The organism is Nocardioidaceae bacterium (genome assembly GCA_018672315.1).
Classification (GTDB): domain Bacteria; phylum Actinomycetota; class Actinomycetes; order Propionibacteriales; family Nocardioidaceae; genus TYQ2.
This window is the reverse complement of sequence record CP076053.1, coordinates 2,186,328-2,207,588: the sequence shown is the minus strand read 5'-3', so window position 1 is coordinate 2,207,588 and position 21,261 is coordinate 2,186,328. Positions and strand designations below refer to the sequence as shown.

The window sequence follows — 21,261 nt, the reverse complement described above, 5'->3', positions numbered from 1 at the left end:
TGCCTACGCTGGAGCGGTGCTCCGTCCCGCGTCGGTCCTCGTGCCCCACCACGGCATCGGAGGGGCCGCCGACCTCCCGCTGCCCCTCGGTCTGACGATCGCGGCGGCCGCCGCCGCGCTGGTCGCCTCGGTCGCCGTCGCCGGCGTCGCCTGGACGCGGCCGCGCTACTCCCCGCCCCCGGCCGGCAGGCCCCTGCCGCGGCTGACGCGGGTCGTGGACTCGACCGCGTACGCCGTGGTGGTGCGCGGTCTCGGGCTGGTCGCCGGTGCCTGGTTCATGCTGGCGCTCGTCGCGGGCCAGGACCTCGCGACGAACCCGGTCTTCGGCGTCTTCTACGTGCTGGTCTGGGTCGGTCTCGTGCCCGCCTCGCTACTGCTCGGCCCTGTCGTGCGATGGCTCTCGCCGGTCCGCACCCTGCTGCTGCTGATCGGCCGGGTCGCCCGCATCGACCCCGCCGAGGGTCTGCTGTCGCTGTCCCCGCGGGTCGGGGTGTGGCCGGCGGCCCTGACGCTTCTGGCCTTCACCTGGCAGGAGCTCGTGAACCCGCAGGCCGCGTTCCTGGACGCACTGCGCATCTGGATCGCGGGCTACCTCGTCCTCACCCTCATCGGCGGACTCCTCTTCGGCACCCGGTGGCTCGCCGCCGCCGATCCCTTCGAGGTCTACTCCGAGCTCGTCGCGCGGCTGAGCCCCTGGGACCGCGATCGGAGCGGGGGCGGCTCCGGCACGCTGGTGCTGCGCAGCCCCCTGGCCCACCTCGCCTCCGCCCCGGTGCCGCCGGGCGTGACGGCCGTCGTGGCGGTCCTGCTGGGCACCACGGCGTACGACAGCCTCTCCACGCTCACCCCGTACGTGCGCTTCGTTCAGGACAGCACGGTGAGCCGTGAGCTGATCGGCACCGCGGTCATGCTCGGTCTCGTGCTGCTCGTCGGTGCGCTGCTGGTCGGCGGCGCGGCGGCGACACCGACCCGCGACGGCGTCCGCGGGGCCCGGGCCACCCCGGGTCTGCTCGCGCACGCGCTGGTGCCGATCGCGGTCGGGTACGCCCTGGCGCACTACCTCTCGACGCTGCCCACGACGGGGCTGCAGACGATCGCGCAGCTGTCGGACCCCCTCGGACGGGGATGGGACGTGCTCGGCACCGCCGGGCTCTCGCCCTGGTACGTCTTCGCCGACCACCCCTCGGTGCTCGCCACCTCGGTCGTGCTGCTCATCGTGGGCGGCCACGTGCTCGGCGCGCTCGCCGCGCACGACCGGGCGCTGACCGTCGTGCCCCCCGGACGCGAACGCACCTCGCAGCTGCCGCTGCTGGTGGTGATGGTCGCGATCACCGTGGCCGGTCTCGGGCTCCTCTTCGCGGGATGAGCCGGGCGGCGACCTGAGCCACCTGGCCTGCGACGGACTGCTCACCCCGGTCGTCGGGCCCGGACGTCGGGGCGGTCTCGCCGAGCAGCGCGAGGAGACGGTCCTCGACGAGGTCGCGGACGTGCGCGCGGAGCGGCCCCGGACCCGACTCGGTGAGCAGCGCCCCCTCCGCCAACGCCCGGTCGACGCCCGCTCGGTCGTCGGGGAGGGTGACGACCGGTGCGTCGGGCACGGCCCGGCGTACGACGTCGACCACCTCCTCGGGCCCCCAGCCCAGGGTGGGTCGCTGACGGTTGAGGAGCACCAGGTCGGGGCCTTCGGGCCGGATCTCCGCCAGCTGCGCGGCGGCCCGCACGAGGCGGGTGAGCCCGACCGGGTCGGCGGACCCGACCAGCACCTGCACGTCGGCCGCGGCGACGGCCTCGGTGGCCAGGTGCTCGCGCACGGGCCTGCCACCCCACCCGCCCACGGCGGCCGGGTCGAGCGCGGGACCGGGATCCACGACGACGTCGCCCAGCTCCCGCGCCGCCCCGAGGAGATGCTCCACCGTGCCGACGCCGACCTCGGACCAGCGGTCGGCGCCGGGAAGGCCGGTGAGAACGCGCAGGTGACGGCCGACACCGACGCAGAGCTCGTCGAGCCGGTCGGCGGTGAGCGTGTCACCCGACGCAGCGCGTGAGGCCGCCAGCAGCCCGGAGACCTCGCTCAGGATGCCGAGGTGCTGCCCGACCGTGCCGCCCCAGGGGTCGAGGTCGAGCAGTGTCGTACGTCGTCCGCGGGCGGCCAGCTCGCCGGCCAGGGCCAGCGCGATCGTCGTACGCCCCGGGGAGCCGACCGGTCCCCAGACGCAGACGACCCGGCCGCGTCGACCACGCGGGCTGCTGGAGGACGACGCCGTCGGCTGCGTCGGGCTCGGCGCAGCCGTGCCGCCGCTGATGTCTGCCTGCTCCCCCGCTCGGCCGGACATCGCCTCGTCCGCGCGACCCTCGAGGTCCGCCTCGGGGGCCGCGGTCGCCGTCCTCTGCGGCGCCTCGCGTGGCTCCCGTGTCTCCAGCGCTGCTGCCAGCGCGCCGTCCAGGCCGGCGAGGTCGACGCCGACCGTGCCGGCGGTGCCTCGCGGAGCCGTCCACGCACCGGGGACCGCCCCGTCGGGCACGACCGCCACGGCGGCCACACCGTGGGTGGGGAGGTGGGCGACGCAGGCCGCGTCGAAGCCCGACGCGTCACCCGCGACGACCGCCAGCGAGGCCTCGCCGGTCACCGCGAGCGCCATCAGGTCCGGCACGTCCAGGCACCGTCGCGCCACCACGAACGAGCGGCTCGCACGCAGCAGCGACAACGCGGTGGACTCCCACTCCTGGGAGTCCGCGAGCAGCAGCACACCTCGGCGTACGCCCGGCGCCCCGAACGCGGAGGCGTCGCCGTCGCCGCTCATCAGCCCTGACCCACGACGACCGCACGACCTGTCGTCAGCTGCGCAAGCACCTCACCGAGCTCGACCGCCGCGTCCGCGTCGACGCCCACGACCAGCGGTGCCGGCGCGTCGCCGCCGAGGGCGACCCCGGTCGGGAGACTGACGACCGCGACGTCGTCGAGCACGCGCTCGGCGGCACCCGAGGTCAGCGGCGAGGTCTCGCTGGGCAGCGCACCCTCCCCGGGCACGACCCAGACGTCGACGAGAGAGCCGGGTCGGATCACGCCCGGGATGCCCTCGTCGCCGACCGGCACGGGCACCAGCGCCGGACCCTCACCGTCGCGCTCCAGCGCCCCGGCCGGCAGCAGCTCCCCGGCGGCGACGCCGCGACGCGCGACGCTGTCGGCGGGAAGGGGGGAGGCCGCGGAGACGTACGCCCCCGCCGCCTCGGCCGGCAGGACGACACGCACGCTCTGCAGGTCGGCCGGGTCGATGGGAGCTCCGTCGGCGAGATCGGCGCGCACCTGCCAGACCGGGACGCCCGGGTCGTCCCCGCCGAGCAGCAGGGTGCCGACCACGACGGAGCCGGCGACGAGCAGCACGCCCACGGCCAACCGGGGATCGCGCCACGCGACGCCGCGGCGCGAGCGTTCGGGTCCTGTGCGAGGGGGCCGAGAGGGGACGCGAGAAGTCGACACCCCTCCAGTCTTGCGGTATCGGGGCCGGTCCAGCCGGGTTTTCCACAGGCTCACGGTCAGAACCGGCGTACGTCCGCCTCACCGCGCCGCCCCGTCGGTCGGCCGTGCCAGACTGATCGCATGCCCGAGAACGTCGCGGGACCCCGCTTCCTCCAGCTGCCCGAGGTGGCGGAGATCCTCGCCACCTCCACCGCCCAGGTGTACGCCCTGGTGCGGCGCGGCGACCTGCCCGCCATCAAGATCGGCGGTCGCGGCCAGTGGCGTGTCGAGGCGACGAAGCTCGAGGAGTTCATCGCGCGGATGTACGCCGAGACCGACGAGTTCGTGAAGTCCCACCCCTACACCGAGGCCGGCGCGGAGAACGCCGAGCTGTAGCCGCCCCCCGGCGGCCCCACCCCGATCAGGCGCGTCGCACCGTGGCTACCGCGCTCAGCGCGACCAGCACGGTGCCCCCGTCGTCGACGCCCAGCTCGAGGAAGTCGGCTCCCACACGTCGTCCGCGTCCGGAGCGGCGCTCACCGTCGCGAAGGGTGAGCACCACGGGCGCCTGATCGGCCAGCTGCCGCGTCAGCGACGCAGCCAGACTGCGGCGTGAGGACAGCGGCCAGGCTGCGGCCGAGGCGGCGGCGTGGACCGCGCCGTGGACGACCGACACCGCCTCGGTGAGCACCACCGTCTCGACCCCGCGGTCGTCCTCGAGCACGGCCCACCCGTCGCCGGCGCCGGTGAGTTCGCCGCGTACGCGTCCTGCCCGTCCGAGGTCGACCACGAGGTCGCGCCCGAGGGAGGCGACGAGCCTGGCGGCGAGGGTCACCGACCGGTAGGCCTCCACCACGCGGTCGTCGACCTCGGCCTCGCGCTCCTCGCGGCTCCAGGCAGCGGCCTGGGACTCGAGATCGCTGAGTGCCTCGACCGGGTCTGGCACCGGCAGCGACCGCTCGGGGCGGGGGCCGTCGGGCGGCTGCGTCGTCACGTGCTCAGCGTGCCCGACGGCGCGTCGGTGCGCTGCGTCTTGTGGAGCAAGGTTTGACGAACAGGCTCAAACGTCGTCAAATGATGCAAACAGACGCAAACGCAAGGATCACACCGATGACTGACGACATGCTGCCCACGCTCGAGGCGCAGGTGCTCGTCGCCGCCCGTCTCGCGGGGGGTGCGGCGCTCGCCTGGCTGGTGGTGCTGGCACTCGTGGCCCTCCGTCACCGGCGGTCGCCCGACGTGGCGCTCGCGGCGCTGCGGCGCCTGGGTGCACCGACGACCCTGTGCCGCGTGGTGCTCCTGGTCGTCTGCGTCGGCGTCGCGCAGCCCGCGTACGCGACAGCTCCCGCACCCGGTGGCTCATCGGGTCAGGACTCCTCGCTGCGCCTCGCCGAGGCGCTCGACGGACTCCCCTCCCCCGCGCTCCCAGCACCTGGGCCCCCGGTGGTCGTGCGGCCCGAACGACCGGCCGCGGCGACGTCGAGCCCCGAGACGTCGCGTCCCGTCGCCCGGCCCGGCGGCGCAGCAGATCGGTGCGACCACGTCGTACGCGCCGGCGACTCGCTCTGGTCCATCACGGAGCAGGAGCTGCGCGCGGGGAGCGCGCCCGCGATCGAGCGCGGCTGGCGCGACCTGTACGCCGCCAACCGCCGCACCATCGGCGCCGACCCCGACCTGATCCGCCCCGGCACCCGTCTCGACACCTCGAGTCTCGCGCCGGGCTGCGACTGAGCCCGCACCCGCCTCTCCCCTGTCACGACCAGCACCGACCGTCCCGTCCCCAGCCGTCCACACCCGCCTCCAGGAGCCCCCCATGTCCGCTGACACCACGCCCACGCCGCCCGCTGCCTCGCGATCCCTGCCGTCGAACGTCATCGCTCTCGCACCGGTCGAGCGCCCGGGGGCCCGTCGGGTCGTACGCCGCGTCGGGGTCCCGGCGCCGGTGTGCGCCGTGCAGGGCAGCCTGGCGCTGGACCTCGACGTGCCCGCACCGGCCCCGCCGCTGCCCGCGCCGGATCTGCGACTGGTGCCGGCGCGGTCGGGTCTGCAGCCCGCCGCCGGCCAGGCCGTCGACCCGCTGCACACGTGGGCGACCCAGTTCGCGCAGGCACTGGTCGAGGTCGCGGCGGGTGTCCGTCCCGTCACGCAGCTGCTGAAGGCGACCGACGAGGACGTCTACTACGACCTGCAGCGGCGCTACCAGCTGCTGACCGCCGGCGGCACCCGGGTCCGCAGCGTCCGGCACGCCCGCCCTCAGGTGCGCACGGTGCACGTCTCGCGCACCCACGTGTACGCGGCCGAGCTCAGCGTGGTCGTGCAGCAGGGCGCCCGGTGCCGCGCGATCGCGATCCGCGTGGAGCGGCGCGAGGGGCGCTGGCAGGCCGTGGACGTGCAGTTCGGGTGAGTGGGTGGCTCTCGCATCCCCTCGACCGACCAGTCGCCGAGCTCGAAGACCCGTTGGACGCCTTGCCGGCTCAGCCGGTCTGTGGATCACAGCCTCGCGGCGCGGGATGCGTACGCCTCGGGTGAGTTCATCGCGACGCGACCCCGGCTCCTGGACGCCCGCAGGTGCGGGCATCCAGGGGCGGGTGAAGTGGGTGGAGTGAGGGCAGAGGGCGAACCCGCCGCCCACCGAGCGAGCCCGTCAGCCCCCGGCGCGGGTGGTCATACCGGTCGGGCCCGTCGGAGCGCCGTGGCACTTCTTGTACTTCTTGCCCGACCCGCACGGGCAGTCGGCGTTGCGACCGATGCCTGCGTACGGGTCGTCGACGGCCGCGGTGGCCTGGTCCTTGTGCACGTCCACGCCGCCGTCGCCGTCGGTCGACGGGGCCGAGTACGTCAGGTCCGTCGGCGCCTCGGTCTCCTCGAGCCCCTTGGCGCTGATGTGCGGACGGTTCGCAGCGGCGGCGAGGGGCGAGGAGCCGGCCGTCGCCGCAGCCGAGGCGGCGGTCACCTGCAACGGGTCCTCGTCGTGGTCGTGCTCGTCCTCGAGCTCGACCTCGAGGTGGAAGAGGAAGCCGACGGTCTCCTCCTTGATGCCCTCCATCATCCCGGCGAACATGTCGTAGCCCTCGCGCTGGTATTCCACGAGCGGGTCCTTCTGGGAGTACGCCCGCAGGCCGATGCCCTCACGGAGGTAGTCCATCTCGTAGAGGTGCTCGCGCCACTTGCGGTCGAGCACCGAGAGGATCACGCGACGCTCCAGCTCGCGCATGATCTCCGAGCCGATCTCCTCCTCGCGCTCGGCGTACGCCGCCTTCGCGTCCTCGAGCACCATCTCGAGCAGCTCCTCGCGGTCGAGGTTCGCCGACTGCGCCTCGACCTCCTCGCGGTCGATGCCGATCGGGTACAGCGTGCCCAGCGCGGTCCACAGCGCCTCGAGGTCCCACTCCTCGCCGAACCCGTCGGTCGCACCGACGATGTAGGCGGTGACGGCGTCGCGAATCATGTCCTGCACCTGGTCGCGCAGGTCGGCGCCCTCGAGCACCCGACGCCGCTCGTCGTAGATGACCGACCGCTGCCGGTTCATCACGTCGTCGTACTTCAGGACGTTCTTGCGGGAGTCGAAGTTCTGGCTCTCCACCTGGCCCTGGGCCGAGGCGATCGAGTTCGTGACCGTCTTGTTCTCGATCGGCAGGTCGTCGGGCACCTTCAGCGTGGTCAGCACGCGGTCGACCCAGTCGGCCTTGAACAGCCGCATCAGGTCGTCCTGCAGCGAGAGGTAGAAGCGCGACTCCCCCGGGTCACCCTGACGGCCGGAACGTCCACGCAGCTGGTTGTCGATGCGCCGTGACTCGTGACGCTCGGTGCCGAGCACGTACAGGCCGCCGGCCTCGCGCACCTCGTCGGCCTCGTCGGAGACCTGCTGCTTCACCCTGTCGACCTCGGGCTGCCAGGCCCCCTCGTACTCCGGTGTCGCGGGCTCCAGACCCCGCTGGCGCAGGTTGCGGTCGGCGAGGAACTCCACCGACCCGCCCAGCATGATGTCGGTGCCTCGACCGGCCATGTTGGTCGCGACGGTCACCGCGCCCTTGTGGCCGGCCAGCGCGACGACCTCGGCCTCGTCGGCGTGCATCTTCGCGTTTAGCACCGAGTGCGGGATACCGCGCGTCTGCAGCAGGTTCGACAGGTACTCCGACTTCTCCACCGACACCGTGCCGACCAGCACCGGCTGGCCCTTCTCGTGGCGCTCGGCGATGTCGTCGGCCACCGCGTCGAACTTCGCGACCTCCGTGCGGTACACCAGGTCGCGCTCGTCGCGGCGGATCACCGGCTTGTTGGTCGGGATCGGCACCACACCGAGCTTGTAGGTCTTGTCGAACTCGCTGGCCTCGGTCAGCGCCGTGCCGGTCATGCCGGAGAGCTTGTCGTAGAGGCGGAAGTAGTTCTGCAGCGTGATCTGGGCGAGGGTCTGGTACTCCTCCTTGACCTCCACCCCCTCCTTCGCCTCGATCGCCTGGTGCAGACCGTCGTTGTAGCGGCGACCGGAGAGGATGCGGCCGGTGTGCTCGTCGACGATGAGCACCTCGCCCTTGATGACGACGTACTCCTTGTCCTTGCGGAACAGCTCCTTGGCCTTGATGGAGTTGTTCAGGAAGGAGATCAGCGGCGTATTGGCGGACTCGTACAGGTTGTCGATGCCCAGCTGGTCCTCGACCTTGGTGATGCCGTCCTCGAGGATCGAGACGGTGCGCTTCTTCTCGTCGACCTCGTAGTCCTCGTCCTTGACCAGGCGACGGGCGATGCGGGCGAACTGGTCGTACCACTTCACCTCGTCCTGCGTCGGGCCCGAGATGATCAGCGGCGTCCGTGCCTCGTCGATGAGGATCGAGTCGACCTCGTCCACGACGCAGAAGTTGTGGCCGCGCTGCACGCAGTCCTCCAGCGAGGAGGCCATGTTGTCGCGCAGGTAGTCGAAGCCCAGCTCGTTGTTGGTGCCGTAGGTGATGTCGCACGCGTACGCCGCACGCCGCTCGTCGGGCCGCATCGTCGGCAGGATCACCCCGGTCGTCAGCCCCAGGAACGCGTGGACGCGGCCCATCCACTCCGCGTGGTAGCGGGCGAGGTAGTCGTTGACCGTGACGACGTGGACGCCCTTGCCGGACAGCGCGTTGAGGTACGCCGGGAGCGTCGCGACCAGCGTCTTGCCCTCACCGGTCTTCATCTCCGCGATGTTGCCCAGGTGCAGCGCCGCGCCGCCCATGATCTGCACCCGGTAGTGGCGCTGGCCGAGCACGCGGGTCGCGGCCTCGCGGACGACCGCGAAGGCCTCCGGCATGAGGTCGTCCTCGGTCTCACCTGCCTCGAGACGGTCGCGGAACTCCTGCGTGCACGCCTGGAGCTGCTCGTCGGTCATGTCGGAGTACTCGTCGGCGATCGCCTCGACGAGGTTCGCGACCTTGTCGAGCTGCTTGAGGATCTTGCCTTCACCGACGCGGAGGACTCGGTCGAGGATGGAGGGCACGGTGTTGCTCCTGAGGGGTCGAGGATGCTGCCGGGCGCGGCAGCGAGGTCAGAGACGTCGGGGGTCGAGGCGGCGCGGTCGGGCTCAGGGAGCCTGCGGGCAGCCGTGCGTGCGCTCCCAGCCGCGCACCGCACGCTTCGGTGACCGTGAGCCGTCGCGCTCCCACGAACGCAGGAACTCGTACGGGCTGACCACGCCGCGGCGTACGCCCCAGTCGCGCTTGCCTGCACAGACGGGGCTCAGGCCGAAGTGCACGTGGCACGGGGTGCCGGCCGCGGAGCCCGTCCGTCCGTTGCGCCCGATCACCACGCCGGCCCGGATGCGCTTGCCGACCTTGATCTTCGGTCGCACCCCGCGCAGGTGGGAGCCGTAGTAGCGGACGCCGTCGTCACCCTCGATCGAGAAGAACTTGCCGCCGCGCTGGACCCCGCGGTTCGTCGCGGAGCTCCACCGGTCCTTGCGACTCAGCTCGAGCACGACCCCGTCGACCGGGGAGACGACCCTCGCGCCGCACGGCGCGAACAGGTCGGTGGCCGGGTAGTCGTGGTGGGCCGACCCGTACGAGGCCCCGCCGGGCAGCGGGAAGGCCCGCGCCACCCCGTCACGCCCGGTGTGCGAGCGGTCCGCCGGGCTCGCCACGGCAGCCGACGGCATCAGGCCGCCGACGAGCAGCACGGCACCGAGGAGCAGGACGAAGGGGGGCATCGGGGCCGATGGTACGTGAGGCCGCGACCGCTCAGAACATGTCCAGGCACTCCGCCGGCACGTCGTGCTGCAGCGCGGCCGCGAGGTGCCCGACCGCCGCGGTGCTGCCGTCGACGAGGCCGGCGCGGTGGAGCGTACGCAGGTCGACGCCCCCGAGGTAGGCGCTGCCCAGGTCGCGGACGTCGAGCGCGACATCGGCGGCGACCGCGCTGTCGACGCGCGCGACCTCCGCACCCTCGCGCCCGCCGCGCAGGCGTAAGTGCCCTGCGTTCTCGGGCAGCAGGGTGTCGCGCACGTCGATGACGGTGTCGACCTCGGTCGCGTACGTGCGCGCCGCCAGGGCGGCCTCCACGTCGACGAGCCGGAGGAACGTGCCGGACCGCAGCCTCTCGGAGCTCCCGTCGCGATCGGCCAGCCACCACGGGAGGGGCTCCGCCGGACCGCCGAAGCGGGTCGTCAACCTCGGCATCAGGTCCACGTCGAGCAGCAGGCGCCACAACCGGGCACGCGCCTGCGGCGTCGCCGCCACGAGCTGGGAGACCCGCAGCTCGCCCTCACTGTCCGGGCCGCCCTCCTTGCAGCGGAAGTGGGCGTAGCCGTCGACCTCGCCCGCGGCGTTCCAGTGCAGCACGAAGCGCAGCGGGCCCGCTCCCCCGCGGGCACCCTCCGCGTCGTACGTCGCGGCCTCCCACCACGGACCGGGACGGTCCAACCACCCCGGCGTACGCGGGCGCAACCGCTCGAAGACCTCGGGGACGACCTGCAGCGCCGTGTCCCGGTCGACCTCGTCGACGACACCGTCGCCGAGATCCACGCGCGGCTCGAAGGCCCCGCGGCGCGTGTCGACCTCGAGCGTCAGACGCCGGGTCGCCTCGCCGAAGCCGAACCGGCCGTAGATCGCCTGCTCGCTGACCCAGAGGTAGGCCGCCGCCTCGCCGCGGGCACGGGCGTCCTGCAGCTGGTGACGCATCATGCGGGTCAGCAGGCCGCGACGACGGTAGGCGGGCGCGACGGTGACCTCGCTGATGGCACAGATCGGGAACTCGCCCCCGGGCACGGTCAGGACGCGGTCGAAGGCCGCCATCGTCGCGACCCACTTCTCCGCCGCACCCTCGCCGCCACGGATGCCGAAGGACCGCTCCGGCTGCGTCGTGCTCCGCCACAGCGCGCGGTCGTCGTCGGAGACGGTCTCGTGGAAGCCGCGGGCGACGGCGTCGATGAACTCGTCGAGCCGCGTCGAGGGGTCACCACCGAGGTCGGTCAGGCCGGTCAGGCGGAGGTCGTCGAGATCCGGGCGCGGGGGCGTGCTCACGGTCCCAGTCAAGCGCAGCGACGGCGGCGTACGCGACCCGGTTTCCGCGGCTCCGCGAGAAGTGACCCCTCGCGGAAAGTGACCCCTCGCGAGAAGTGACCCCTCGGCGTCAGGAGGGCTTGACGGCGCGCAGGTGCAGGTGCGGCGTCACCGGGGTCGGCAGACCGCCGTCGGGGAAGTGCACCCGCTCGGATCCCAGCACCCGGAACCCCGCCGCCTCCACGTGCTGCAGGGGGTCCCGGGCGGTGTGGCACCCACCGAACAGGGCCGGCCACACGGTCGCGTCGAGGGCCCGTTGCGTGCCGCGCGCCAGGGTGCCGGTGGCCGCGACGTGCTCGAGGACGCGCAGGGTGCCCCCGGGCCGCAGGACCCGGAAGGCCTCGTCCAGAGCCGCGCGGACGTCGGCGACACTGCACAGCACCAGGCAGAACACGACGCCGTCGACGCTGCGGTCCCTCACCGGCAGGTCCTCCGCGGCGCCGTCGACCACGGTGATCGACAGCGGCAGCTTCGCTGCGCGGCCACGGGCCTTCGCACGCAGCCACGTCTCCGGCTCCACCGCGGTGACCTGCTCGACCCGGCCGTGGCCGGGGTAGTGCCTGAAGTTCGAGCCGTCGCCGGCACCCACCTCGACCACGTGGCCGGTCAGACCGTCGAGCAGCGCGGCGCGGCGCTCACCGAGGCCCCGGTCCTCCATGGCGTCGGAGAGCGCGGAGAAGAAGCGCGCGAAGACCGGGTGCGACGTGCTCATGGGCTGCCCTCCTCCGCGCCCGAGGTCGCCACCAGGCGTGTGGCGAGAGCGGGGGCGAGATCTCCGCGTCCTCCTACCACCACCCGCGGGAGTCCCAACCAGCGTGCGACCTCGCGCAGCTCACGGGCGAGCTCGTCCGCGACCTGCTCCTGCGGTGCGCGCCCCGGCTCGGCGTACGCGGCGTGCACCACCAACGCGCCGTCCCCGGCCGTGCGGTCGGCCTTGAGGTCGACGCGGGCGACGAGCGTGTCGCCGAGGAGGAACGGCAGCACGTAGTACCCCCAGCGCCGATGCGCCGCCGGCACGTAGATCTCGATGCGGGAGTGGAACCCGAAGAGCCGCTCGGTGCGGTCCCGGTGCCACACGAGCGGGTCGAACGGGCTCAGCAGGGCCGCGGCGTCGACGGCTCGGGGCACCCGGGCGTCGCGGTGCAACCACGCGGGCCGGTCCCACGTCTCGACCCGCACCGGCAGCAGCTCGCCGGAGGCGACCAGGTCCTGGACGGCGTCGCGAGCCGCCTGCTGACCCTGTCCTCGCACCTGCTGCAGGCGGTAGAAGTCGGTGAGGTCGGAGAGCGTGGCGACCCCGTGGTGCCGGGCCGCGCGGCGTACGAGCTCGCGGACACCCTCGGCGGCCCCGAGCGCCGGCGCCGCGAGCACCTCGACGGGCAGGACGCGCTCGGGCAGGTCGTAGACGGGCTCGAACTGCCTGGTCCGGCCCGCGATCGCGAGGTCCCCGACGAGGTAGAGGTAGTCCAGGGCCCGGCGGGCCTCCGACCAGTTCCAGCCCCAGTGGTCACGTGAGCGCGGTGCACCGTCGTCCAGGTCCCGCGCCGTGCTCGGTCCGTGCTCGCGCACCGCGCTCAGCACCTGCTGGGCCACGCGGTCGTGGTCACCGAGCCACTGGTGCCACCGCGGCGAGTCGCGGTGCAGGCGCATGCGGTGCTGCATCACCGGCCACAGCTCGACCGGCATGAACGCCTGTACGTGGGCCCAGAACTCCACGACCCGGCGCGGTCGTGACTCCGCGGCGCGTCGCAGCAGGTCGGTGTCGTAGGGACCGAGCCTGCTGAACAGCGGCATCAGGTGGGCCCGCGCGAGCACGTTCACCGAGTCGACCTGCCACACGCCGGTACGGTCCAGCACCCCGCCGAGGTGCCGCATCGTCGGCGTCGGCGGGCGCGGTCGCGTACGCCGGTCGAGGCCCTGCGCCGCGACCGCGACGCGGCGCGCCTCGGCGAGGCTCAGCTGCGTACGCGTGCTCCCCATCCCGTACGTGTCAGGGGAGGTCGAGGATGCGCTCCTTGACCGCGTACATCACGGCCTCCATGCGCGAGTGCAGCTGCAGCTTGTCGAGGATGTTGCGCACGTGGTTCTTGACCGTGTTCTCGGAGATGAAGAGCTCCTTGGCGATCTCACGGTTGTTCATGCCCGTGGCGACCAGCCGCAGCACCTCGAGCTCGCGCTCGGTCAGACGCGGTGTCGGCACCGCGTTGCGGTCCGCCCGCGACATCTCCTTGAACTCGTCGATGAGCTTGATGGCCATCGACGGGCTGATGAGGGACTGGCCGTCCGCGACGACGCGGATCGCCTGCGCGACCTCGTCGATCGAGGCGTCCTTGAGCAGATAGCCCGAGGCCCCGCTCTTGACGGCGTCGTAGAGGTCGGACTCCTCGTCGGAGACCGTCAGCATGATGATCTTGGCGCTCGGCACGAGCTCGTGGATCTTCACGCACGCCTCGAGGCCGGGGCCCTTCGGCATGCGCACGTCCAGCAGCACCACGTCGGGCATCGAGGAGGTGACGAGGTCGACGGCGGCGTTGCCGTCGCTCGCCTCGCCCACCACCTCGATGTCGCCCTCGACGCCCAGCAGCATGATCAGACCGCGGCGGAACAGCTCCTGGTCGTCGACGACGACGACCCTGATGGGCTCGCCGGTGTCCGTGACCGTCATGTGCTCACTCGCCCTCACTGGTGTCGTCTGGTCGGCTGCCGGGCGCCGAGATCCCTCAGGCCTCCGGCTGCACGTCCAGGGAGATCACGCCGTAGTCGTAACCCCGCCGACGATAGACCACCGCGGGCCTCTCGCTGCGCTTGTCGACGTAGAGGAAGAAGTCGTGCCCGACCAGCTCCATCTCGTACAACGCCTGCTCCAAGGTCATCGGCGCGGCGGCGTGGGACTTCTCCCGCACCACCATGGGCCCGTCGCCCTCCACCGAGATGGGACCGACCTGGTGCTCGGTCTCGCTGTCGCCCGCCCGGGCCGCGTCCGCGGCCTGCGCGTCGGCCAGCTCGGCCTGCAGCTCCTCGAGCGGCAGGTCGGCGGTCGCCTCTGCCACCGAGGTGGGCGTACGCCGGCCGCGGTGCACGCGCTTGCGGTCGGCCGCCTTCCGCATCTGACCCTGCATCCGGTCCAGGGCGCCGTCCAGCGCCGCCATCTTGTCGTGGGCGCTGCACTCGGCCCGGACGACCGGCCCCTTGGACTTCGCGGTCAGCTGCACGGTCACGGCACGGTCGGCGAGACGAGGGTTGTCGTCCTTCTCGACCTCGACCTCGAGCCGGATGATGCGGTGGTCGTGCTTCTCGAGTCGGGCGACCTTGTCCTCGACGTGGGACTTGAACGAGTCCGAGACCTCGATGTGGCGGGTGCGGAACACGACATCCATGCGCTGACCTCCGTTGCGTAGCAGTTGCGCCCGCGCGCGTCAGCCGGCTCCGCGAGACGCTGGCTCGGCCCGGGCTCCATGACCAGACGCTAGTCGCATCCGCGGCGCCGCGGAACCTCATCCGCCACGACGGTCGCCGACGCTGTCGCGAAAGCGCTTCGTCGTGGCTGCCACGACAGCGCACCCGAGCACGGGGACACCACTGGCCTGGAGAGCCCGCTGGGCCTCGGCCGCGGTCGACCCGGTCGTCATCACGTCGTCGACCACGACGGCGACCGCGGGGCGTCCGCCCCAGCGCCGCAGCGCCGTGGCCGGTGCGACGAACGCGCCCCGCAGGTTCGCCGCGCGCTGCGCGGCGTCGAGGTCCGCCTGGTCGGCCACACCCCCGCGGTGACGCAGCAGCAGCCCCGGCGCCACCCGGAGCCGGTGCTCGCGACGCAGCGTACGCACCGCGCGCCGGGTCAGCCGCAGCAGCGGATCGGCGCCACGCTCCCGGACGACCGCGGCACGCGAGGGCACCGGCACCAGGAGCACCGTCGTGTCCGAGGGCGGGGGCACAGCGGCGAGCAGTCCACTCACCGCGCACGCCAGCAACCGTCCCAGGGGATCGGCCAGCTCCTGGGCGCCGCGGTCCTTGTGCGCGACGACCGCGCCGGCCACGACACCGTCGTACGTCGCGGCCGCGACCGTGGGCACCAGGCCGGCGGGCCGAGGCCACGGTCGGGCCACCAGCGGCTCGCCGGGGATCCGGCAGCCCGGGCACCACCAGCGGCCGGGGGTCCCGCAGCCGAGGCAGGCCGAGCCGGTGAGGAGGTCACGCGCAGCCTGGGCCATGCCCGTCACCTCGCCGCGTCCCGTCACGGGACCAGGATCGCGGAGGCGGGGCCGTCCGGCCGGTGGTGACGTCAGGGGCTGTGGAGATCGGGTGGTGAGCCGGTCAGCCCACCCAGGTGTGGTCGTCGAGCAGAGGCACGGGCAGCCGCACCCAGCTGCCCGACGTGGCCAGCTGGAAGACCTCACCCTGCGCGGTGAGCAGCCGGATCCCGCTCTCCGGGTCGGGACTGGCCACCAGGGTGCGGGCTCCCTCCGGCGGCACGGCCAGCGACAGCACGTCGTCGGCGACGGGCGAGCCGTCGATGGCGGCACGCTCCACCTCGACCAGGCCTCCTCGCGAACGGGTCAGCAGCGCCAGCTCGGTGGCGGAGGTCCACGCGACGTCGAGCACGTCCGTGGTGCCGTCGGCGAGCAGCCCCTGCAGCAGCGGCAGCGGTCTGGCCGGCAGCACCTGGCGCAGGCCCCCCACCTCGTCGCGGGCGACACGCGAGACCACCAGCCGCTCGCCCCGTCGCTCGCCGCGCACCGCTGCCACGAGCCGGCTCCCGTCGCGCGAGAGCAGCAGCGAGGTCACCTGCTCGCCGCTGACGCCCGGCACGTCGACCACCTCGGTGCGTCCATCGCTGGTGCGTACGCGGATCACGGCCCCGTCCCGGCTCGTCGCCAGACTCCACAGCTCACCGAAACGCGTCCAGTTGAGCTCGCGCAGGTCGCGGCCGGCGGCCACGGGCTGCAAGGTGACCCCGACCCGCGTGGACGACGCCGCGTCCTCCCCCGCGCCCGAGTCGTCCCCGGCCCCGTCGCCCTCTCCGCCGTCCTCGCCCCGACGCTCCTCGTCACTGAGCGGCAGCAGCGGAGCGAGCAGCAGGCGACGGCCGTCGGAGGAGACGCCCGCTGCCACGGTGCCGTCCAGGGAGACCGCGGCCTCGCGGACCGAGGAGGGCGTCGCGGTCCACGGCTCACCCGCCTCGCGCAGCGCGTTGTCGACGATGCGCACCAGACGCCCGTCCCGCACACCGAACAGGTCGCCCGCCGCAGCCGCGTACGTCGGGGCGAGGGTCCCCGCGAGGTCGATCGGGATCGCGTTGCCCGCGGTGCCCGTGGCCACCGGCGCGCCGCCGGTGGTGAGCTGGATGCGGCTGACGCCGCCGACCTGGGCCAACGTGTACGACAGCTGCACGGCGAACCGCTCGAGCTCACGGCTGGAGAGGTTCAGCACCTGGGCGCTCACGGGCACCTCGACGAGCCCGTCGGAGGACACCGACACCGACAGGTCGACCGTCGTGCCGTCGGGGGCGAAGGATCGCTCCGCCTGCGGCACGAGCGGGCCGCGCAGCAGCGCCCGTACGAGCGCGGTCGCACCCTGGGGTCCGAGCGGGAAGTGCACCGGCTCGGGCACGAGGGTCCGCGCAGAGGGGTCGAAGAAGCCGATCGCCGCCCGGGTGTAGCGGTCGGCGAAGTGGCTCGCCGAGATCAGCAGGGCGTTCGGGGGGTTGGCGATGCGCCACTCGCCCTGCTCCCGGACGAGCTCGAGCTCGGTCGGCTCCAGGTCCTGCGGCCCGAGCCAGCGCCCGCGAGCGTCGAGCCCGATGGCACCGCCGAGCACCAGCGCGATGCCGTCGTCGCTCTCGGAGACCGGGGAGCCGTCGTAGACCAGGGTGCGTCGCTCGGGTCGCCAGGTGTCCACGGCGTCGTCGGTGAGGAACTCCTGCGCGACCGCCACGCTGACGGGCGTGGCCTGCATCGCCAGCAGGAACCCTCCGACGATGCCGCGTCGGGTGTCGCCGGGTGCAGGCCCGGGCGGGGTGTAGAAGGACGACGTGTCCGACACCGACGTGCCCACCTCGGGCTCGCGGACGACCGGACCGGCCGTCGGGAGACCCGTGCACGCCGCGGCCCCGGACAGCGCGAGCACGGCGACGGCTGCCGTCGCTGTGCGGCGCGCCCCGCCGGGTCGGACTCGTCGTGAGCTCACACGACCTCCTCGACGTCACGCGGCACCACGGGCAGCGGCCCGTCACCGGGGTCGTCGCCGGCCCGACGGGGCAGCGTCAGCAGGAACTGCGCACCGGCGCCGGGGCGCCCCCAGACCTCGAGTCGTCCCCCGTGCAGCTTGGTGTCCTCCAGGGCGATCGAGAGACCCAGCCCCGTGCCGCCGGTGGCTCGGTCCCGGGCCGGGTCGGCGCGCCAGAACCGGTTGAAGACGCGAGGCAGGTCCTGCTCGGAGAGCCCGACGCCGTGGTCGCGCACCGCCAGGGCGACGGCGTGGTCGTCCATCGCCACCCGCACGTCGACGGGTCGTCCCTCGGCGTGGTCGATCGCGTTCGCCACGAGGTTGCGTACGACTCGCTCGATGCGGCCCGCGTCGAGCTCGACCATGACGGGCTCCTCGCGGGCGTGCACGCGGACATGGGTGTCGCGACGCTGCGCCAACGGCCCGGTGCCGTCGACGACCCGGACCGCCAGCTCGACCAGGTCGACCTCGTGCAGGTCCAGCGACGCGGCGCGCGCGTCGAACCGCGAGACCTCCAGCAGGTCGGCCAGGAGCCGCTCGAAGCGGTCGAGCTCGGTCTGCAGCAGCTCCGCGGACCGCGCCGTCAGCGGATCGAACTCCGCCCGGCTGTCGTGCAGCACGTCGCTGGCCATCCGCACGGTCGTCAACGGCGTACGCAGCTCGTGGGAGACGTCGGAGACGAAGCGCCGCTGTGTCTGCGAGAGCTCCTCGAGCTCCCGGATCTGTGTCTGCAGGCTGGCGGCCATCTGGTTGAAGGCTCCGGCGAGACGGGCCAGGTCGTCCTCGCCGCGCACCACCATGCGCTCCTCGAGACGTCCGGCGGCGAGCCGCTCGGCGGTGCGGCGGGCCAGCCGCACGGGAGTCACGACCTGTCGGATGACGAGGAACGTGAGACCGCCGAGCAGCACCAGCAGGAGGACGCCCGCGACCAGCAGCGCGCGGGCGATCAGGTTGACCGTGCGCTGCTGCTCCTGCATCGGGAAGAGGTAGAACAGCGCGTACGTGCCGGCGTCCGCGGGCAGCTCCACCTGGGAGCCCGCCACGACGCCGGGCACGGTCGGCTGACGGGTGGAGGAGTCGTACTGGATGCGGGTGTAGGTCCAGGCGGTCGTCGCGTCCTCGCGGACCGCGGCCCGAAGCCGCGGTGGCACGGACTCGGCGAGCAGACCCGGCGTGCCGCGGACGCCTGCGCCGCCCAGGTCCACCCCGTCACCGCGGACGGGCCCGAGGAGCACCACGGAGAAGCCGCGCACCTCGCCGCGGGCGATGATCGAGTCGGTCAGTCGGCGCAGCTGGGTCGGCGCGTCGAAGTCGGTGCCGCTGACCGCGCTGAGCCGCTCCTGGGCGGCCACCGTCTCCGACCCGGCCTCGATCAGCGAGGCGTTGACCTTCGCCTGCAGCAGTCCCCCGACGACACGCTCGTGGAGCAGGAACCCCACGATGCCCGTCACCACCGCCGACAGCACCAGGGTGCTGACCAGCACCCGGCCCTGCAGCGACCGGCGCCACCAGCTCGTGGTGCCCCGGGCACGCCGGACCAGCTGCGCGACACGAGCGGACCGCTCCCCGCCCCGCGTCTCGTCCGCGAGCGGGCGCGGTTCGACGGGCGGCTGGGTCACCGGCCTCAGGCCTGTGCGGGGGCGTCGTCCTCGCCCAGCTGGGATGAACCGCCGGCTGCGCCGGCCTTATAGCCGACGCCGCGCACGGTGAGGACCACCTCGGGGTTCTCGGGGTCGTGCTCGATCTTGGCGCGCAGGCGCTGCACGTGCACGTTGACCAGCCGGGTGTCCGCGGCGTGGCGGTAGCCCCACACCTGCTCCAGCAGCACCTCGCGGGTGAAGACCTGCCACGGCTTGCGCGCCAGGCACACCAGCAGGTCGAACTCCAAGGGGGTCAGACCGATCGGTCGCCCGTCGCGGGTCACCTGGTGGCCGGCGACGTCGATGTGGACGTCACCGACGGTGAGGGTCTCGGGCTTGGCGTCGTCGAAGCGGCGTACGCGGGCGCGGATGCGCGCGACGAGCTCCTTCGGCTTGAACGGCTTGGTGACGTAGTCGTCGGCGCCCGACTCCAGCCCGACCACGACGTCGACGGTGTCGCCCTTGGCGGTGAGCATGACGATGGGGACCCCGGACTCGCGACGGATCTCCCGGCACACGTCGATGCCGTTGCGACCGGGCAGCATCACGTCGAGCAGCACCACGTCGGGCTTGAAGGCCCGGAACACGCTCAGTGCCTCGTCGCCACGGTGGCAGACCTCGGCCTCGAAGCCCTCCTGCTGCAGCACCAGCGTCAGCATCTCCGCCAGCGACGCGTCGTCGTCGACGACCAGCACCCGTCCTCGGTCGCTCACTGGGGCTCCCTCACTGTCGTCGCTGTCGTGCTCGTCGTCCCTGTCGCCACTGCCGGCCTCGCTCTCCCGTGGTGGCGCCATCGTCGCCGCTGCGGGCGCCACGCCCGCGGACGCGAGTCCGCGGGCGTGTCACCGCATCTGCCCGGCCGGGGTCAGTAGCGGTACTGCTCCGGCTTGAACGGCCCCTCGGCGTCGATGCCGAGGTACTGGCTCTGCTGGGTCGTCAGCTCGGTGAGCTTCACGCCGAGCGCGGGGAGGTGCAGGCGGGCGACCTCCTCGTCGAGGTGCTTGGGCAGCACGTAGACGCCGACCGGGTACTCGTCGGGCTTGGTGAAGATCTCGATCTGCGCCAGCACCTGGTTGGTGAAGCTGTTGCTCATCACGAACGACGGGTGGCCGGTCGCGTTGCCCAGGTTCATCAGGCGACCCTCGGAGAGGATGATCACCGCGTTGCCGCCGGGGAAGGTGAACAGGTCGACCTGCGGCTTGATGTTCGTGCGCTCGATGCCGCCGAAGTTCTCCAGGCCGGCCATGTCGATCTCGTTGTCGAAGTGGCCGATGTTGGCCACGATCGCCTGGTGCTTCATGCGCGACATCTGCTCGGCGGTGACGACGTCCTTGTTGCCGGTCGCGGTGATGACGATGTCGGCCTCGCCGAGCACGTCCTCGAGCGTGGTGACCTGGTAGCCGTCCATGACCGCCTGCAGGGCGCAGATGGGGTCGATCTCGGTGACGATGACCCGGGCGCCCTGACCGCGCAGGGAGTCGGCGCAGCCCTTGCCGACGTCGCCGTAGCCGCAGACCACGGCGACCTTGCCGCCGATGAGCACGTCGACCGCACGGTTGATGCCGTCGATCAGGGAGTGGCGGCAGCCGTACTTGTTGTCGAACTTCGACTTGGTGACCGAGTCGTTGACGTTGATCGCCGGGAAGAGCAGGGAGCCCTTCTTCATCATCTCGTAGAGGCGGTGGACACCGGTGGTGGTCTCCTCGGTCACGCCCTTGATGCTGTTGGCGATCTCGGTCCAGACGCGGTCGTCCTCCTCCAAGGTCTTGTTGAGGACCTCGAAGACGACGCGCTGCTCGGCGGACTCGGCCGTGTCGGGGTCGGGAGCCTCACCGGTCTTCTCGGCCTCGACGCCGAGGTGGATCAGCAGGGTCGCGTCGCCACCGTCGTCGAGGATCATGTTGGCGCCCTCCTCGCCGGGCCAGCGCAGGATCTCCTGGGTGCACTCCCAGTACTCCTCGAGCGTCTCGCCCTTCCAGGCGAAGACCGGCACGCCGGCGGGCTCCTCGGCGGTGCCCTCGGGGCCCACGACGACCGCGGCCGCGGCGTGGTCCTGGGTGGAGAAGATGTTGCAGGAGGCCCACCGGACCTCGGCGCCGAGCGCGGTGAGGGTCTCGATCAGCACGGCGGTCTGCACCGTCATGTGCAGGGAGCCGGCGATGCGGGCGCCGGCGAGCGGCTTGGAGTCGCCGTAGCGCTCGCGCATCGCCATGAGGCCGGGCATCTCGACCTCGGCGAGGTTGATCTCCTTGCGGCCGTACTCGGCCAGGGAGAGGTCTGCGACCTTGAAGTCCATGAAGCGGGTGTCCTTACGGTTGGGGTGTCTTGGGCAGCGGCTGCTGGCTCACGCCCACCGCTGAGCGTAGCGACGCGCCCGCGTACGCCCGAATCCTCGCCGTGCACACGTGACCAGCACCTC

The 21,261-nt window shown here is 72.8% G+C and carries 19 protein-coding genes; 4 read left to right on the top strand and 15 right to left on the bottom strand.

Annotated features, from left to right (window positions below):
• Window positions 1–40 precede the first annotated feature (40 nt).
• A complete protein-coding gene (locus KLP28_10635; protein QWC86929.1) occupies window positions 41–1,366 on the top strand; it encodes a hypothetical protein in 1,326 nt (441 codons plus the stop codon).
• On the opposite strand, the gene KLP28_10630 is transcribed toward KLP28_10635, so the two are convergent.
• On the bottom strand, window positions 1,329–2,801 hold the full coding sequence (locus KLP28_10630; protein QWC84065.1) for a hypothetical protein: 1,473 nt from the start codon (window positions 2,799–2,801) through the stop codon (window positions 1,329–1,331). The genes KLP28_10635 and KLP28_10630 overlap by 38 nt on opposite strands.
• Window positions 2,801–3,388: a hypothetical protein gene (locus KLP28_10625; protein QWC84064.1), complete on the bottom strand. Its 588-nt coding sequence runs from the start codon at window positions 3,386–3,388 to the stop codon at window positions 2,801–2,803. Before KLP28_10625 ends, KLP28_10630 begins: the two co-directional genes overlap by 1 nt.
• Window positions 3,389–3,598: 210 nt before the next feature.
• Between KLP28_10625 and KLP28_10620 the strand changes: the two genes are divergently transcribed.
• Window positions 3,599–3,853 carry a helix-turn-helix domain-containing protein gene (locus tag KLP28_10620; protein QWC84063.1) on the top strand — a complete coding sequence of 85 codons (255 nt, stop codon included), beginning with the start codon at window positions 3,599–3,601 and terminating at the stop codon, window positions 3,851–3,853.
• A 25-nt stretch (window positions 3,854–3,878) separates the two neighbouring features.
• Here the strand turns inward: KLP28_10620 and KLP28_10615 are convergent, their stop codons facing one another.
• Window positions 3,879–4,451 (bottom strand): hypothetical protein, encoded by a 573-nt coding sequence (locus tag KLP28_10615; GenBank protein ID QWC84062.1) that lies wholly within the window; start codon window positions 4,449–4,451, stop codon window positions 3,879–3,881.
• A gap of 116 nt (window positions 4,452–4,567) precedes the next feature.
• Between KLP28_10615 and KLP28_10610 the strand changes: the two genes are divergently transcribed.
• Together KLP28_10610 and KLP28_10605 are read left to right on the top strand one after the other, a co-directional pair.
• Window positions 4,568–5,188: a LysM peptidoglycan-binding domain-containing protein gene (locus tag KLP28_10610; GenBank protein QWC84061.1), complete on the top strand. Its 621-nt coding sequence runs from the start codon at window positions 4,568–4,570 to the stop codon at window positions 5,186–5,188.
• Between the two features lie 82 nt (window positions 5,189–5,270).
• A complete protein-coding gene (locus KLP28_10605; protein QWC84060.1) occupies window positions 5,271–5,861 on the top strand; it encodes a hypothetical protein in 591 nt (196 codons plus the stop codon).
• 240 nt (window positions 5,862–6,101) lie between these two features.
• Here the strand turns inward: KLP28_10605 and secA are convergent, their stop codons facing one another.
• The 12 genes from secA to ahcY form a co-directional block, all read right to left on the bottom strand.
• Complete coding sequence (gene secA, locus KLP28_10600) at window positions 6,102–8,921, bottom strand: preprotein translocase subunit SecA (protein QWC84059.1); 2,820 nt, start codon at window positions 8,919–8,921, stop codon at window positions 6,102–6,104.
• A gap of 84 nt (window positions 8,922–9,005) precedes the next feature.
• Window positions 9,006–9,626 (bottom strand): M23 family metallopeptidase, encoded by a 621-nt coding sequence (locus KLP28_10595; GenBank protein ID QWC84058.1) that lies wholly within the window; start codon window positions 9,624–9,626, stop codon window positions 9,006–9,008.
• A gap of 31 nt (window positions 9,627–9,657) precedes the next feature.
• The gene (locus tag KLP28_10590) at window positions 9,658–10,938 is read right to left on the bottom strand and encodes a GNAT family N-acetyltransferase (GenBank protein ID QWC84057.1); all 1,281 of its coding nucleotides are present in this window, start codon (window positions 10,936–10,938) and stop codon (window positions 9,658–9,660) included.
• Window positions 10,939–11,047: 109 nt separating this feature from the next.
• A complete protein-coding gene (locus KLP28_10585; GenBank protein ID QWC84056.1) occupies window positions 11,048–11,689 on the bottom strand; it encodes a class I SAM-dependent methyltransferase in 642 nt (213 codons plus the stop codon).
• Window positions 11,686–12,957 carry a winged helix DNA-binding domain-containing protein gene (locus tag KLP28_10580; GenBank protein ID QWC84055.1) on the bottom strand — a complete coding sequence of 424 codons (1,272 nt, stop codon included), beginning with the start codon at window positions 12,955–12,957 and terminating at the stop codon, window positions 11,686–11,688. Before KLP28_10580 ends, KLP28_10585 begins: the two co-directional genes overlap by 4 nt.
• Window positions 12,958–12,967: 10 nt before the next feature.
• Window positions 12,968–13,642, bottom strand: coding sequence for a response regulator transcription factor (locus KLP28_10575; GenBank protein ID QWC84054.1), 675 nt, complete (start codon window positions 13,640–13,642; stop codon window positions 12,968–12,970).
• Window positions 13,643–13,697: 55 nt separating this feature from the next.
• Complete coding sequence (gene raiA / locus KLP28_10570) at window positions 13,698–14,354, bottom strand: ribosome-associated translation inhibitor RaiA (protein QWC84053.1); 657 nt, start codon at window positions 14,352–14,354, stop codon at window positions 13,698–13,700.
• A gap of 117 nt (window positions 14,355–14,471) precedes the next feature.
• On the bottom strand, window positions 14,472–15,188 hold the full coding sequence (locus KLP28_10565) for a ComF family protein (protein ID QWC86928.1): 717 nt from the start codon (window positions 15,186–15,188) through the stop codon (window positions 14,472–14,474).
• A 103-nt stretch (window positions 15,189–15,291) separates the two neighbouring features.
• Window positions 15,292–17,163, bottom strand: coding sequence for a GerMN domain-containing protein (locus KLP28_10560; GenBank protein ID QWC84052.1), 1,872 nt, complete (start codon window positions 17,161–17,163; stop codon window positions 15,292–15,294).
• On the bottom strand, window positions 17,160–18,743 hold the full coding sequence (locus KLP28_10555; protein QWC86927.1) for a HAMP domain-containing histidine kinase: 1,584 nt from the start codon (window positions 18,741–18,743) through the stop codon (window positions 17,160–17,162). The genes KLP28_10560 and KLP28_10555 overlap by 4 nt, the downstream gene beginning before the upstream one ends.
• Window positions 18,744–18,826: 83 nt before the next feature.
• On the bottom strand, window positions 18,827–19,636 hold the full coding sequence (locus tag KLP28_10550) for a response regulator transcription factor (protein QWC86926.1): 810 nt from the start codon (window positions 19,634–19,636) through the stop codon (window positions 18,827–18,829).
• Window positions 19,637–19,707: 71 nt separating this feature from the next.
• Window positions 19,708–21,138: an adenosylhomocysteinase gene (ahcY, locus tag KLP28_10545; protein ID QWC84051.1), complete on the bottom strand. Its 1,431-nt coding sequence runs from the start codon at window positions 21,136–21,138 to the stop codon at window positions 19,708–19,710.
• Window positions 21,139–21,261: the final 123 nt, after the last annotated feature.

What these genes read in the sequence shown, in the direction of transcription:
- KLP28_10630 (QWC84065.1), bottom strand. Translation starts at nt 2,801, where the DNA reads ATGAGCGGCGACGGCGACGCCTCCGCGTTCGGGGCGCCGGGCGTACGC.
- KLP28_10620 (QWC84063.1), top strand. Translation starts at nt 3,599, where the DNA reads ATGCCCGAGAACGTCGCGGGACCCCGCTTCCTCCAGCTGCCCGAGGTG.
- KLP28_10610 (QWC84061.1), top strand. Translation starts at nt 4,568, where the DNA reads ATGACTGACGACATGCTGCCCACGCTCGAGGCGCAGGTGCTCGTCGCC.
- KLP28_10605 (QWC84060.1), top strand. Translation starts at nt 5,271, where the DNA reads ATGTCCGCTGACACCACGCCCACGCCGCCCGCTGCCTCGCGATCCCTG.
- KLP28_10595 (QWC84058.1), bottom strand. Translation starts at nt 9,626, where the DNA reads ATGCCCCCCTTCGTCCTGCTCCTCGGTGCCGTGCTGCTCGTCGGCGGC.
- KLP28_10585 (QWC84056.1), bottom strand. Translation starts at nt 11,689, where the DNA reads ATGAGCACGTCGCACCCGGTCTTCGCGCGCTTCTTCTCCGCGCTCTCC.
- KLP28_10580 (QWC84055.1), bottom strand. Translation starts at nt 12,957, where the DNA reads ATGGGGAGCACGCGTACGCAGCTGAGCCTCGCCGAGGCGCGCCGCGTC.
- KLP28_10575 (QWC84054.1), bottom strand. Translation starts at nt 13,642, where the DNA reads ATGACGGTCACGGACACCGGCGAGCCCATCAGGGTCGTCGTCGTCGAC.
- raiA (QWC84053.1), bottom strand. Translation starts at nt 14,354, where the DNA reads ATGGATGTCGTGTTCCGCACCCGCCACATCGAGGTCTCGGACTCGTTC.
- KLP28_10565 (QWC86928.1), bottom strand. Translation starts at nt 15,188, where the DNA reads ATGGCCCAGGCTGCGCGTGACCTCCTCACCGGCTCGGCCTGCCTCGGC.
- KLP28_10550 (QWC86926.1), bottom strand. Translation starts at nt 19,636, where the DNA reads ATGGCGCCACCACGGGAGAGCGAGGCCGGCAGTGGCGACAGGGACGAC.
- ahcY (QWC84051.1), bottom strand. Translation starts at nt 21,138, where the DNA reads ATGGACTTCAAGGTCGCAGACCTCTCCCTGGCCGAGTACGGCCGCAAG.